14 protein-coding genes are annotated in these 13,748 nt (G+C 48.7%); 7 read left to right on the top strand and 7 right to left on the bottom strand.

The window, feature by feature from the left end; translation table 11 throughout:
* The first annotated feature begins 12 nt into the window (after positions 1–12).
* The gene (locus EOO50_RS14655) at positions 13–1,098 is read left to right on the top strand and encodes a glycoside hydrolase family 16 protein (RefSeq protein WP_290841030.1); all 1,086 of its coding nucleotides are present in this window, start codon (positions 13–15) and stop codon (positions 1,096–1,098) included.
* Between the two features lie 2 nt (positions 1,099–1,100).
* On the top strand, positions 1,101–1,847 hold the full coding sequence (locus EOO50_RS14650; RefSeq protein ID WP_290841029.1) for a glycoside hydrolase family 16 protein: 747 nt from the start codon (positions 1,101–1,103) through the stop codon (positions 1,845–1,847).
* Between the two features lie 276 nt (positions 1,848–2,123).
* Here EOO50_RS14650 and EOO50_RS14645 read toward each other — a convergent pair whose 3' ends face one another.
* Together EOO50_RS14645 and EOO50_RS14640 are read right to left on the bottom strand one after the other, a co-directional pair.
* Complete coding sequence (locus EOO50_RS14645) at positions 2,124–2,537, bottom strand: DUF6691 family protein (protein WP_290841052.1); 414 nt, start codon at positions 2,535–2,537, stop codon at positions 2,124–2,126.
* A gap of 26 nt (positions 2,538–2,563) precedes the next feature.
* Positions 2,564–3,127, bottom strand: a complete 564-nt coding sequence (locus tag EOO50_RS14640) for a YeeE/YedE thiosulfate transporter family protein (protein WP_290841028.1) — start codon at positions 3,125–3,127, stop codon at positions 2,564–2,566.
* An 83-nt stretch (positions 3,128–3,210) separates the two neighbouring features.
* Here EOO50_RS14640 and EOO50_RS14635 point away from each other — a divergent pair, with 83 nt between their 5' ends.
* From EOO50_RS14635 to EOO50_RS14620, 4 genes are all read left to right on the top strand, one after another.
* Positions 3,211–3,696: a DUF4199 domain-containing protein gene (locus tag EOO50_RS14635; RefSeq protein ID WP_290841027.1), complete on the top strand. Its 486-nt coding sequence runs from the start codon at positions 3,211–3,213 to the stop codon at positions 3,694–3,696.
* A gap of 1 nt (position 3,697) precedes the next feature.
* Entirely contained in the window at positions 3,698–4,144 is a 447-nt protein-coding gene (locus EOO50_RS14630; RefSeq protein ID WP_290841026.1) for a 2-dehydro-3-deoxyphosphooctonate aldolase, read from the top strand.
* A 94-nt stretch (positions 4,145–4,238) separates the two neighbouring features.
* Entirely contained in the window at positions 4,239–5,057 is an 819-nt protein-coding gene (kdsA, locus tag EOO50_RS14625; protein ID WP_290841025.1) for a 3-deoxy-8-phosphooctulonate synthase, read from the top strand.
* Between the two features lie 56 nt (positions 5,058–5,113).
* Positions 5,114–5,950, top strand: a complete 837-nt coding sequence (locus EOO50_RS14620; RefSeq protein WP_290841024.1) for a hypothetical protein — start codon at positions 5,114–5,116, stop codon at positions 5,948–5,950.
* Positions 5,951–5,952: 2 nt separating this feature from the next.
* On the opposite strand, the gene EOO50_RS14615 is transcribed toward EOO50_RS14620, so the two are convergent.
* Positions 5,953–6,342, bottom strand: coding sequence for a hypothetical protein (locus EOO50_RS14615; protein WP_290841023.1), 390 nt, complete (start codon positions 6,340–6,342; stop codon positions 5,953–5,955).
* A gap of 138 nt (positions 6,343–6,480) precedes the next feature.
* Between EOO50_RS14615 and EOO50_RS14610 the strand changes: the two genes are divergently transcribed.
* Complete coding sequence (locus tag EOO50_RS14610) at positions 6,481–6,762, top strand: hypothetical protein (RefSeq protein WP_290841022.1); 282 nt, start codon at positions 6,481–6,483, stop codon at positions 6,760–6,762.
* 229 nt (positions 6,763–6,991) lie between these two features.
* Here EOO50_RS14610 and EOO50_RS14605 read toward each other — a convergent pair whose 3' ends face one another.
* From EOO50_RS14605 to EOO50_RS14590, 4 genes are all read right to left on the bottom strand, one after another.
* On the bottom strand, positions 6,992–8,677 hold the full coding sequence (locus EOO50_RS14605) for an MFS transporter (protein WP_290841021.1): 1,686 nt from the start codon (positions 8,675–8,677) through the stop codon (positions 6,992–6,994).
* A 369-nt stretch (positions 8,678–9,046) separates the two neighbouring features.
* Positions 9,047–10,822 carry a family 43 glycosylhydrolase gene (locus tag EOO50_RS14600; RefSeq protein ID WP_290841020.1) on the bottom strand — a complete coding sequence of 592 codons (1,776 nt, stop codon included), beginning with the start codon at positions 10,820–10,822 and terminating at the stop codon, positions 9,047–9,049.
* Positions 10,823–10,854: 32 nt separating this feature from the next.
* Positions 10,855–13,110, bottom strand: a complete 2,256-nt coding sequence (locus tag EOO50_RS14595; RefSeq protein WP_290841019.1) for a glycoside hydrolase family 3 N-terminal domain-containing protein — start codon at positions 13,108–13,110, stop codon at positions 10,855–10,857.
* A gap of 131 nt (positions 13,111–13,241) precedes the next feature.
* Positions 13,242–13,748: fibronectin type III-like domain-contianing protein (locus tag EOO50_RS14590; RefSeq protein WP_290841018.1), on the bottom strand; the 507-nt coding region annotated here is incomplete at its 5' end.

Here is a 13,748-nt window from a genome sequence, read left to right as displayed (position 1 = left end):
TCAACCTTAAAAATGAAGAATTTCTTTAAAACTGCGGCCATTTTTTTCAGCCTTGCATTTATTTCGGTTTCGTGCTCGAGCAGCGGCAGCGGATCCGGCAACGACGACGACGGACCTGCGGCCGTTGCACCGACGAATCTCGTCATCTCGTCAGAAATCGTAGGTCAGGATGACCAAAATCCAAATGGCGACGGTTCCGGAATGGTCGCATTCACCGTAAGCGCCGACAATGCGCAAAGCATCCAACTCACATTTCAGGGCGGTGCGATACAGACTGTGAACGGAGCGAACGGAACAATCGATAAACAGTTCACGACTATCGGCACGAACACCTACGTCGTCAGCGTAAAGGCATTCGGGACGGGAAATACGTCCATCACATCGAGCACCGCCGTGACTGTTTTTTATGCGCCACAATTAGTTTGGTCGGAAGAGTTTGATATTGATGGCGCGCCAAACGCCACCAACTGGACGCTCGAAACCGGCGCCGGTGGCTGGGGAAACAACGAGGCGCAATATTACACGACAAGCCTCGACAACGCCAAAGTCGAAGGCGGTTTGTTAAAAATAACGGCGAAGAAGCAAGATTTCAGCGGTGCGGCCTACACGTCAGCGCGCATGAAAAGCGAAAACAAATTCGAATTCACGTACGGCAAAATCGAAGCGCGCGCAAAACTTGCAACGGGAGCCGGGACATGGCCTGCGATTTGGGCACTCGGCGAAAATTACGCCTCGGCCACGTGGCCCAGTTGTGGTGAAATCGATATGATGGAGCACGTCGGGAACCAGCAAAATACGATCCACGCAACTTTGCACTATCCCGGACATTCGGGTGGAAACGCGAATACGAACCATATGACGGTTCCCACAGCATCGACCGAATTCCATATCTATTCTTGCGAATGGTCGGCGCAATCGCTGAAGTTTTACGTCGACGGAAATCTTTTTCATACGGTTTTCAATAGTACCGACCTACCTTTCAACCACGACTTTTTCTTGATTTTAAATATGGCGATGGGCGGAAATTTCGGTGGTAATATCGACCCGAACTTCGTCGAATCGACCATGGAAATAGATTATTTACGCGTTTACCAATAATCATGAAAAAACTTATCACATTATTGCTGCTGACGTCAATTTGTGTCGCGCAGAAAGCCGACAAAAAATTGGTTTGGGAAGAAAATTTCGACGGAAAATCGCTCGACGAGAAAAACTGGAATTTCGAATTCGGCGATCACGGTTGGGGAAACAACGAGCGCCAGAACTATGGCAAGGACAGCCACAAGGTCGAAAACGGAATGTTGACGATCACCGTAAAACGCGACGGCAAGAAGTATTCGTCAACGCGCATCACGACAAAAGGCAAGAAGGAATTCAAATACGGTTATATGGAAGCGCGCGCGAAACTCCCCGTCGGTCATGGGATTTGGCCGGCATTTTGGATGCTTGGCGCGAATATCGATAAGGTCGGATGGCCGAAATCGGGTGAGATCGACATTTTGGAATACATCGGGCGCGAACCCGACATGGTTTACAATACGCTCCACACGCCCGATAATAACGGCGGAAACGCATTGTCGCAAAAAGTAAAAATCGAAGACATCGAAGAAGGTTTCCACACGTTCGGTTGCGATTGGAGCAAAGATAAGATCGATTTCTACGTTGACGGAAAACTCGTGAACACGGTAAAACGTCCTGAGAAAGCGACGCCCGACAATTGGCCGTTCGACACTCCCGAGTTCTTTATCCTGAACGTCGCGGTGGGTGGGAATTTCGGCGGACCCGACGTGGACGATTCGATTTTTCCGCAGGAATATGTGGTGGATTATGTGAGAGTTTATCAGTAGATACGCTGCGCTTTGGACGCGCCCTACGGGCTTTGGATTCGAATCGGTAGAAGAAAATCTCGTTTCGAACATCCCGAAAAACGACCTGCTGAAATCTTCACATTGAATTTGAAATTTTTATTAAACAAAAAATCCCGTCTCTAACCGAAGCGGGATTTTTTATTCGAGTTCATTTCTAAACCGTCTTTGAAAATCTAAAAATTCTCCTGAACCGAATCAAATCCAAAGCGAAGCTTTTCAAAAGCGTAGCGTGTCCCAAGCCCGCAGGGCGAGTCGTTAATGCGGCAACTTATCCTTCAAAACCCCATAAATAAATGTGCCCATTAAAGCGCCGACGAGTACGAAAATCAACGGCCAAAAACCTGCGCCGATCAGTATGAAAACCGGTCCGGGACAAGCGCCTGCAAGAGCCCAGCCAAGCCCAAAGATCAGTCCGCCGATCCAGTAACGCGCGGATCCGGGCTCTTTATCGGGGACGATGATCGTTTCGCCTTTTATGTTTTTGAGGCTGCGTCTTTTCATGATCTGGATGCCGACCAATCCCGTCAGGATGGCCACCGAGATAATGCCGTACATGTGGAACGACTGGAATTGGAACATTTCGTAGATGCGGTACCACGAAACGGCTTCGGATTTCGTGAGAACGATTCCGAATACGAATCCGACGAGTAGATATTTGAATGCTTTTATCATTTTATCTTCTATTCTTATTTCTATTATTTATTGAAGATCATCGGCAGGATGAAATGCGCCATGATCAATCCGCCGACGAAAAATCCGATGACGGCTTTCAATGACGGAATCTGCAGATTGCTTAAACCCGTGATCGCGTGACCTGAGGTGCAACCGCCGGCGTATCGGCTTCCGAACCCGATCAGCACACCACCGATCAAAAGGATGAAAACCATCTTTGGCGATTGCATGGCTTCGGCGCTGAAAATCGTGTCGGGAAGTAATTTTCCCTGTGGCGCGTCGATACCCAAATGATCGAGTTGTTCAACCGTTTTGGGATTCAGCGTCACGTTATCGGGCGACGACAAGCAATGTACGGCGACGAATCCGCCAAGCATCGCTCCCGCAATCACGGCGAGGTTCCAACGCTGTGATTTCCAGTCGAACGCGAAGAACGGGACGTATTTTCCGGCGCCGACTATTGAACATATCGAACGAAGATTAGACGACATCCCAAACGTTTTTCCAAGCCAGATCAGGCTCAACATCACAAGCCCGATGAGAAATCCGCTCACGTACCAAGGCCAGGTTCCATAAATTACTTCCATAAATCAAATTTGGCGTAAAGGTAAACATTGTGCGGCTATGGGTCGGTTAAAAATAAATCCTAACTTTGGCGAAAATTGAAATAATGAAGAAGTTTTCCATCGAGATAAAATGGGGAATCCTTTTGACGCTGTTGCTTATCGCATCGGCCATCGTGGAGAAAGAAATGGGTTTGTACCAAAAACCTGATTTTACATATTTTTTACTGTCGCCACTCGCCTTCGCCCCTTTCGGGATGTTTATCTACGTTATGTTTTATCGCGAGAAGAAAAAAGACTATTTTAACGGAAACATGAACTGGCGCCAGGGTTTCTTTGCAGGATTGATGCTCACGGCGATCGTCACGGTCCTGGTTCCCGTGCAGAAAAACGTGATACATCGCGTCATCGCGCCCGAACTGTTTGAAAATACGATTACCGAAATGACCGCGAAAGGAAAACGTACGCGCGTCGAAGCTGAAGAATACGCCAACATGAGTTCCAGTATTTACAACGGCATGCAACTTGTGCTGTCGTCAGGCGTCGTCGCATCGGCAATGCTGTCGCTGTTGTATCGCAACAAAACCAAATAAGATGAGAAAACTGATCCTGATTCCGCTGTTGTCCTTGCTTCTCGCCTCTTGCGTGAGCACCAAATCGACGATAAAAAACATAGATGACAACGCGCCGGTGCCCAAAATGAAGGACAATGCATTTATAATCACGGAATTCAGCAAAGATCCAAAATACGGATATGATCCCGATTATCCCGTGAATGTCTTCTATCACAACTCAAAAAACGAAACGGTCAATGCCGAGCGCTATCTCAGGGCGCTTTCAGGCCCGAACGGCGAAAAAATCTTCTTCAAAAAAGTCGACACTTGTTGCCCGTTCCCGTCCAAACGCAGTGACATGGGCGCGGGATTCGTCGACATCTATGAAGTGACCTGGGTCGGACAAAAAAAACGCACGTTGTTGTACATCAACATTTATGAAAAAGGCGCGATTTTGGTTCCCGTCGGGCTCGGTCTCAAAAAGTAAAATCAAAAGTTAACATTATTGTTAAAAACCTTTCCCGATAAATTCTACGGGTTCGATTTTGGCGTATCTTTGTGCAACTTTTTAAAAAAGCCCAATGAACTTACAGAATGTACCCAATATCAAACATTTAGACAGCGGAAACTTCTTCGTACTCGCCGGCCCTTGCGCCATCGAAGGCGAGGAAATGGCGCTCAGGATTGCCGAGAATCTCGTTGAGATTACTGACAAACTTGCGATTCCGTACGTGTTTAAAGGTTCTTTCAAGAAAGCAAACCGCTCGCGCATCGACAGTTTCTCAGGAATCGGCGATGAAAAAGCGCTAAAGATATTACGCAAGGTTTCCGAGACTTTTAATGTCCCGACAGTCACTGACATCCATACGAACGAAGACGCCGCAATGGCCGCCGAGTATGTCGATGTGCTGCAAATACCCGCATTTTTGGTACGCCAAACCGACCTTGTCGTCGCGGCTGCGAACACCGGAAAAGTCGTGAACCTGAAAAAGGGACAATTCATGAGTCCGGAAAGCATGAAGCACGCCGTGCAAAAAGTGCTCGATTGCAACAACGAAAACGTAATGGTGACCGATCGCGGAACGATGTTCGGATACCAGGACATGATCGTGGATTACCGCGGCATCCCGACGATGAAGCAATTCGCGACTACCGTTCTCGACGTGACGCACTCGCTTCAACAGCCCAACCAGACCGCGGGAGTTACAGGCGGACGTCCCGACATGATCGAAACCATCGCCAAGGCAGGCATCGCTGTAGGAGCCGACGGTATTTTCATAGAAACGCATTTTGACCCGGCCAACGCCAAGAGCGACGGCGCGAACATGTTGCATCTGAATTATTTCGAAGACCTTATGAGGAAGCTGGTCGCGATCAGACAGACGATCAACACGTTCTAAATTACCCTCGGGTCGCAAAATGCGCTCCGAACCAAACAAACTTTTCAATACATATCGTGAAACACATCTCAATTGTGCTGCTGGCATTGCTGGCATTCGGTGAAAGTGACTTTGCCCAGGATCACATCGCAACCGAGAAATACACCGACCATAACAAAGGTAAATTCTTCGTTTTCTGGGGCGGTAACCGAGACAGCTATTCCACATCGGACATAACGTTCAAAGGCAAGGATTACAATTTCACGCTTCAGGATGTCGAAGCGCACGACAAACCAAAAGGCGTGCACATCGATTACATCAATCCGACGCGCATGACGATCCCGCAAACGAACTTCAGATTGGGTTATTTCTTCCACGACAAATGGAATGCGTCGGTCGGCGTCGATCACATGAAATACGTAATGACGCAAAACCAGACCGTGAACATGACGGGAACTATCGACGGACACGCGCCTTTCGACGGAACCTATCAAAATGATCCGACGGTCATGAGCGAAGATTTCCTGAAATTCGAACACACCGACGGATTAAATTTCATCAGCGCCGAACTGACGCGCGTCGACGATATCGGGAAATATATCGGGCTCAACGGCAACTGGATCCAACTCAACACGCTCGTTGGTGGCGGAGCCGGTGTTTTGTACCCAAAAACGAACACGACGCTTATGGGAATGGAACGTCATGATGATTTCCACGTTTCAGGTTGGGGAGCCGACGTGAAGGCCGGGCTGAACCTAACTTTTTTGAAGTATTTCTTTATCCAATCGGAAGTCAAAGCGGGTTATATCGACATGCAGGACATCCGTACGACGGCGAGTTCGTCAGACAAAGCGCAACAGCACTTCAACTTTTTGGAGCGCACGTTCGTAGTTGGCGGAATTTTCAGGATTTGATCTTAGCGTAGTTCGCGTACGGTGATCTGGTTTTCGTCTTCGAGTTTCCACGAATCGCCCGTGACGCTGATTTCATCGCCTACAGCGACCGATTTGTATTGCGAATGATCTTTTAGGTTCGAATGGCTTACGGTCACGAAGTAGATTTCCTTGGCCGACGTTTCGATCTTCGCCGTGTAGCCATCTTTTCCGGGGCGCACTTCAAGTACTTTTCCCTTTACAGTCGCGGTTTGTGCTTCGGGTTCGGCGACCTTGTTTATCGTGTCTTCCTGGGGCGTGCGTACTTTCACGACTTCAGTTCCCGATTCCTCGATCTTGACTTGTTTGTGCTGTTCGCACGAGGCAAAAGCAATCACCGCCGACAACATGGCGAGGCTTTGTAAATTTGGCATTACGGTATTCATCTTTGGGGTTTTTAATATGTTCCTAAATGTAGCTAACGCGCGCCCATTTTCCAAAAAGATAACGTTAATAAATCAGGGCACGAGAGTATCTTTTCGTAACTTCGGATTAAACTTAATAACCACATTATGAAGAAAGTATTTTTCACCCTGATGTTCCTGCTGGCGTTGACATTCTCGGCCCAGGCACAGACCACGACGAAGGCCAAGACGGTAAAGAAAACCACGACCGAGGCTTCGGCTACAGCCAAGAAATCGGCCACGACGGTTAAGAAAGACACGAAAGTCGTAAAAGACGGTGTCGTCCTCAAGAAAGACGGAACGCCCGACAAACGCTACAAGCAGACCACGAAGGCCGTCCACGTAAAGAAAGATGGCACGCCTGACAGGCGTTACAAGGAAAATAAATAACGGAAACGCTGCGATTTGCAGCGTTTTTTGTTTGTTTTTATTCTAAATATTTTCCTACAAAATACTGCCCGAACGTGTAGTTTGTCGAATTTATTTTTGAAGTTCAGGCGCATCGTATAAGCTTCCTTATTTTAGGGACGCCATTCAGTAAACTTTTAGTAGGGTTTAAGGCCAAAAAAAGGGGTCGCACCAACGTGCAACCCCTTTGCTTTTTTATGGGAGTTTCAGATTAGTGTCCGCCTTCCATTGCGATATTGTCGATATCGATTCCTTGTTTCCTATGGATTCCTTTCAACGCAAATCCGTAGAACGCGATATAAGCGAAACAGATCACGGGAATGAAGTACGATTCGTGGATTCCGATAACATCCGAAATCTTACCCTGAAGCGGCGGAATGATCCCACCACCCAAAATCATCATAACTAAGAATGCAGAACCCTGTGACGTATATTTACCCAAACCGGTAATCGCCAACGCGAAAATCGCAGGCCACATGATGCTGCAGAACAATCCGCCGCTCATGAACGCGTAGATAGCGGTCGTTCCCGTAGAAACCAAACCGATGATCATCGCCGCCATTCCGAACAATCCGAAGATCATCAACGTACGCGCAGGTTTGTCCTGACCTAAGAAGAATCCCGCGATCTGGATCGCAACGACTCCGGCGTAAGCGTACAATGGCCCGACGTCCTGACCTGAGATATGATTGACGAAAAGCACGACGCCGAACGCGACGTAAGGAACGACGATCAATAAAATCTTGCGAAGTTGATTCGATGGATTGAACACTGAAATCGCGCCCGCCCAACGACCGATCATCATACTTCCCCAATACATCGAAATGTAAGGTGCAAGCGCAGAACCTTCGATTTTGCCGAACACGTCGGTTTTGAGTAATTCTCCGAGGTTACTCTGGATCGTCACCTCGACGCCTACATACGTGAACAACGCCAACATGCCCAGAACCAACTGCGGATATTTCATCGCGCCCCAACCTTCGGGTTTTCTCTGTGCTGCCGAATTGGCGAACAACAATCCCAAAACCACAACCAACAAAGTCGCCACCGTAAGCCAAAGCCCGACGTAGTCCGTCTCGCGCAAATACGTTCCGTCGGCTTGGAGAATACCCACGACGAATCGCTTGATGAAATCCGCATCCTCGTATCGTGAAAAGATATATCCGAAAATCGCGACCAGCACGACCGTTATTCCAATCAACGTCGTCATTGCTTTCGACGCCGGTTCAAAAGTCGAATCGCTTTTACCCGACGGTAATCTCTTGGATATCGTAAATAATCCGGCGGCCAAAAGGAACAACCCGCCAACGCAGGCGTAAAGGATTTCCATTTTGTCGAGCGAGTCGGCTCTTTGGGCGAACTCATCGATGTTTACACCTGAAATGACCCCGAAAAGCGCGATCGAAACCACGATCGGGCCAATTGTCGTTCCGAATGAATTAACACCGCCCGCAAGGTTCAATCGGCTCGAAGCTGAATGCGGTTCACCAAGAGAGGCCGCGAAAGGCTGGGCCGACGTTTGCTGGAGCGAAAATCCCAAAGCCACGACGAACAACGCCGCGAGAATCATCGCGTAACTTCCCTGCGTCACCGCGTAAATCATAAACGCCGCTCCGAACGTACTCAACAACAATCCGTTGATGATACCTTTTTTAAATCCCCACGAATTCAAAATATCCTTTTTGGCGACGCTGCTAAAAATGAAAAGCAGCAAAGCGCCTATGTAATATGCGCCGTAAAATGCAAAGTCGATCAACTGGCTCTGGAACTGGTCGAGCCCGAATTTTGCTTTACAGAACGGGATAAAAACGCCATTTGAGGCGCCGATGAATCCCCAGAAAAAGAAAACTGTAATCAGCGTATATAACGCCGAATTGTTTGTTTTGTTTGTATCCATAGTTTGGATTAGGTTAAAGGTTTGTTAGTGTATCTAAAATTTTATTGCCTGATTTTTAAAAGGTTCGCAGTTTACAGACAAAATTTTTATAAATATCATTTTTTGAATCGATTCCTACAACATACGGCCATGCAAGTTATCAACGAAATCGATTTCATTGTACGTATTTTATGGTAATTACATCGTTTGCGACGATTTGGAGCTTTTTCCGGCTACCCGCTTTTAGCTTTCTTGAAAAATCCTGTTTTGCCAGCGGTTTGGCGAGCTTCCTCCGGTCGCTCGCCAAACCGCGCAAAACATGTCTTTTTCTGCAAAAGGCTAACCGCTTGTATCCGGGCTAGGAACCCGTTTCGCTGACACGTCCAAATCTTACTTCGCCTCTTTCGCTTCTGATCGCGGCCCGATCCCATTTCCATTGAACGCTTCGATCGTAAAATAATACGCTTCCGAACGATCGAGCCCGTTGAAGAAATATTCGGTTTTGCCGTACACCATGATCGATCCGTACAATTTATCAGGCGATTTTCCCCAGTAGATCACGTAACCGTCGGCGGTGCTTTCCTGCGCCCATTTGAGCCAGACGCTTCTTCTCTCGCCTTTCTTCTTGGGTTCGGCTCGCAACGGCACGAAATTCTGGACGGCGGTCGGTTTTGCGCTGCTTCCTTTCCCGAACACGCGCAATCCTGAGATCGCGAACTTTCCTGTCGGCATTCCATAATTCTCGAGCTTTATGTAGCGCGCGTTTGCGGCCTTTTCAAGTTCGATGTATTCGTGAGGAACATCTTTCGTGCTTTTGGATTTGTCGACCAGGACTTTCCAATTTTTGTTGTCGTCTGAAATAGATATCACATATTTGTGCCCGACCGTAGAATCGGGTTTACCCATGATGTCGGCGTCCTGATCGCCGTAATTGATCTGGATCGCATTGATCGTGCTTTTCTCGCCCAAGTCTGAAATGATCCATTCGCCCTTGTTTCCGGTTTTCGCACTCCAATACGTCTTGATGTCTTCATCGACCGACAAATTCGGCACGAAACCACCAAGTGTCGAGGAAACCGTCACTGGCTTGTTATAGTTAAGCAACATCCAACCCGCGAAACTGTCGAGGTTCAAATGGCTTTTTTTCTGGGCAGGCAAAAACGTCGGATAGTCGCCGTACGCCGTATTCGAGTATAAGATCCCGTCCTTGTCGAAGCCCGCCGGCCAAATCCCGACGCGTCGCTCGAAGTTGTTCTTCATGCAGATCGCGATCGTCGAAACATGCCAAACCGCCTCGAAAGCGTCGTCGTACGTTCCGCCGTGCCCGGCTCCGCGAGCGAAACCTCCGGGTTTGTATGAAAACGGGTTGAACGATTGGTATTCCCAAGGCCCGAGCGGTTTGTCGCTTGTATAAACACCGTCGCCATAGCCGCTGAATTCGGTTCCCGGAGCGCCGTATTGCAGGTAATATCTGCCTTTGTGTTTGCTCATGTACGCGCCTTCCATGAACGGCTGCAGGAACACGTTGTCGTTGGTTTCCCCAAAGCGTTCCCAGCCGTGCTCGTCGTCGTTCAGGTTGAACATCGGGATCGGCTCCGTCTTTGGCTGGAACGTTTTGCGGTCGAGTTCGAAGCCGTACATCGGGTAGACATTGCTCGATCCGTAGTATTCGTAGACCTTGTCGGTGTCCTTGTCCCAAAAAATATGCGGATCCCAGGCGCCGGCTTCCGATTTGTGAACCAGTTCCTTCCAGCTGTCGACGGTCGGATTCGTGCTCATCCAAATCGGGAATTCCTTAGTATGCGTCGACCCGACAACGAGCATCGTATCGCGCACGAAAGAAACCGAAGGCGCGCACAACTCATCGTAGACCTTGTGCTCGGGACGCAAGAATTTACGCGGGATAAACTTCCAGTCGAGCATATCCTTCGAATGCCAATAACCCCATTGGTTTGTCGAAAACAAATAATATTCTCCCTTGAAAAACGTGATGATCGGATCGGCGGTCGCGCGGTGTTTGCCTTGGGTCACGAAATTCGGTATCGGGCAATATCCGTAGTCGATGTTGATCGGGTTACAATAGGTTTTTTGCTGGGCCGACGCGTCGAAAGCCATCAGCATGACCGACGCGATAAAAAAGAGTCTTGTGATTTTTGAAAAAAACATTCGTGTTGTTTTAGATTGAGGTATTTGATTTTTTATTTGACGAGTTCGAACTTCGCGCTCATCGTCGCGGCTGAACTTCCGCCTGCGAAAACCGTAAAATCGCCCGCTTCGGCAGAGAATTTCATGTCGAGTCCGTAAAATCGTAAATCATCCGACGAAATCTCGAACGTCACCGTGCGCTTCTCGCCTTTTTTGAGATTTATCTTTTCGAAACCTTTTAGTTCGCGAACCGGCCGCGTCACTGATCCGACTTCGTCCTTGATGTACAATTGCACGACTTCGGCTCCATCGTAATTTCCTGTGTTTGCGACATCGACCGTGATCTTCAATTTGTCCGAAAATCCGATCTTATCCGCCGACAATTTAAGGTTCGAATACTCGAATGTCGTGTAACTCAACCCGAAACCGAACGGATACAAAGGTGAATTGTCAACGTCGAGGTAACGCGACTTGAAGCGCTGTTCGGGATCGGTCGGGCCCAAATACGGACGGCCCGTGTTTTTCGAATTGTAGTACAGCGGCAGTTGCCCGATGTTTCTCGGGAATGAAACCGGCAATTTCCCGTTCGGATTGTTTTGTCCGAAAAGTGTTTGCGCGATCGCATCGCCGCCTCGCGTTCCCGTCCACCAGGTTTCAAGGATCGCATCCATATTTTCATCTTCCCATGAAAGCGTGAGCGGACGCCCGTTCATCAAAACCAAAACGATTGGTTTTCCGAGGGTTTTCAGGCCTTCGAGGAACTCTTTCTGCAATCCCGGCAAATCGATGTCGGTTCTTGAGGCCGCCTCGCCACTCATGTTTTCGAGTTCACCCATTACGGCAACGATAACGTCGGCATTCCTGGCGTTGTTGAACGCGGCCTGGAAACCATCGCGTTTGTCGTCCTGGATCCCGACGCCTTGGGTAAATGTGACGTTCGCGTTCGAACCGAGCAGTTTTTGCACGCCTTCCTTGACGCTGACCGCATAACCCTGACGATCGCCAAGCGCCGCCCACGAACCGATGATGTGGAATTCATCAGAAACCAATGGCCCGACGAATGCTATTTTCTGTTCTTTTCTGAGTGGAAGAATGTTGTTTTTGTTCTTGAGCAAAACCAGTGATTTCTTCGCAATTTCGAGACTCGCATCCAAAAATTCGGGTTTGTTGATCGTGGCTTTCTCGCGTTTCGCATCTGAATAACGATACGGATCCTCGAACAGACCCAAATCGTATTTCACGTCGAGCACGCGTTTGCAGGCGTCGTTTATGGTTTCGATCGTGACCTTTCCCTCGTCATAGGATTTCTTGAGCGTCGTCATGAACGTCGCACCGACCATGTCGATGTCCATTCCCGCGTTGAGTGCGAGTTGGGCCGCATGCTGGTCGTCTTTCGCGAAGCCGTGTGCGATCATTTCGTTTACGCCCGTGTAGTCGGACACAACCATTCCGTCGAACTTCCACTCGCCTTTCAAGACGTCGCGCAACAGGAATTTATTTCCCGTCGACGGCACGCCCGAGATTTCGTTGAACGATGCCATGAATGTCTTCACTCCGGCGTCGGCCGCGGCTTTGAACGGCGGCAAATAGGTTTCGCGAAGCACGCGCTCACTCATGTCGACCGTGTTGTAATCGCGGCCCGATTCGGCGGCTCCGTAGGCCGCGTAATGTTTCGCGCACGCCAGGACCGTGTTTGCTTTCGAAAAATCCTTTCCCTGAAAACCGCGTACGTTGGCTTCGGCCATCTTGATTCCGAGAAACGTATCCTCGCCAGAACCCTCGGAAATCCTGCCCCAACGAGCGTCGCGCGCAATGTCGACCATCGGCGCGAATGTCCAGTGAACGCCCGCCGACGATGCTTCTTGTGCCGCAATGCTCGCCGCCAACTCAACGGCTTTCGGATCAAAACTCGACGCCATTCCCAGGTTGATCGGGAAAATCGTCTTGTAGCCATGAATCACGTCGAACCCGAACAACAACGGAATCTTGAGGCGCGAATTCTTCATGTTGATTTCCTGGATCTTGCGCGTGTTGTCGGCTCCATAAGCATTCAACACCGACCCGACTTTTCCCTGTTCGATGCGTGTGATGTAGTTTTCGCCTTGCTTCGGGCCTGTGATCGTGCCATCCGAGGAAAATTGGACGAGTTGGTAGATCTTTTCGTCGACGGTCATTTTTGACATGAGCTCGGCGACGAACTCGGCTTTGGGTTTGATCTTGTTTTTCTTTTGCGCGAAACCGTTTAGGCTTGTCAACACAACCAAAAATGTCAATCCGACCCGTTTCATTGAAAACATAAGTTTACGCATGCTGTTCTGTTTTAAACAATTAAGATAATTAAGGGAGTTAAGCAGCAAGATTCCGGTATCGTCTTAACTATCTTAACTCCCTTGATTGTTCCGAATAATTGTCAATTGTCAATTATCCATTGTCAATTAAATCACTTTGTCAACTCAAAATCAACTTTAAGATCGGCATTCGAATTTGTCCCGACGAAAATCTCGAAAGCTCCCGGTTCCGCCACGAAGTTCAAATCGCTATTATAAAATTTCAAATCCTCAACCGACAAATTGAACGTCACGGTTTTCTTCTCGCCTTTCTTGATCATGACTTTTTGGAAACCCTTGAGTTCACGCACGGGACGCGTCACCGATCCAACCAGATCGCGGATGTACAATTGCACGACTTCGGCTCCATCGAAATTCCCATTGTTGGTCACGTCGACCGAAACCGTGAATTTTTCGTTCATGCCGGCTTTTGCCGATGAGATTTTCAAGTTCGAATACGCGAAAGTCGTATAGCTCAACCCGTATCCGAACGGGAACAATGGTTCGTTGCGCTCATCGATGTAATTCGAACGGAACTTCTCGAACTTGCCTTCTTTGTTCGCAAGCGGACGGCCAGTATTTTTGTGATTGTAGAAAATCGGCACTTGCCCGACGCTTCT

The organism is Flavobacterium sp., from assembly GCF_004211145.1.
Taxonomy (GTDB): Bacteria; Bacteroidota; Bacteroidia; order Flavobacteriales; family Flavobacteriaceae; genus Flavobacterium.
Note: the sequence above shows the minus strand (reverse complement) of the source record. Positions and strands in the feature narration are given on the sequence as shown.

Bases quoted from the DNA above. Each gene is read 5' to 3' on its own strand.
- EOO50_RS14650 (WP_290841029.1), top strand. From the start codon at position 1,101: ATGAAAAAACTTATCACATTATTGCTGCTGACGTCAATTTGTGTCGCG.
- EOO50_RS14640 (WP_290841028.1), bottom strand. From the start codon at position 3,127: ATGGAAGTAATTTATGGAACCTGGCCTTGGTACGTGAGCGGATTTCTC.
- kdsA (WP_290841025.1), top strand. From the start codon at position 4,239: ATGAACTTACAGAATGTACCCAATATCAAACATTTAGACAGCGGAAAC.
- EOO50_RS14610 (WP_290841022.1), top strand. From the start codon at position 6,481: ATGAAGAAAGTATTTTTCACCCTGATGTTCCTGCTGGCGTTGACATTC.
- EOO50_RS14630 (WP_290841026.1), top strand. From the start codon at position 3,698: ATGAGAAAACTGATCCTGATTCCGCTGTTGTCCTTGCTTCTCGCCTCT.
- EOO50_RS14605 (WP_290841021.1), bottom strand. From the start codon at position 8,677: ATGGATACAAACAAAACAAACAATTCGGCGTTATATACGCTGATTACA.
- EOO50_RS14600 (WP_290841020.1), bottom strand. From the start codon at position 10,822: ATGTTTTTTTCAAAAATCACAAGACTCTTTTTTATCGCGTCGGTCATG.
- EOO50_RS14655 (WP_290841030.1), top strand. From the start codon at position 13: ATGAAGAATTTCTTTAAAACTGCGGCCATTTTTTTCAGCCTTGCATTT.
- EOO50_RS14615 (WP_290841023.1), bottom strand. From the start codon at position 6,342: ATGCCAAATTTACAAAGCCTCGCCATGTTGTCGGCGGTGATTGCTTTT.
- EOO50_RS14635 (WP_290841027.1), top strand. From the start codon at position 3,211: ATGAAGAAGTTTTCCATCGAGATAAAATGGGGAATCCTTTTGACGCTG.
- EOO50_RS14595 (WP_290841019.1), bottom strand. From the start codon at position 13,110: ATGCGTAAACTTATGTTTTCAATGAAACGGGTCGGATTGACATTTTTG.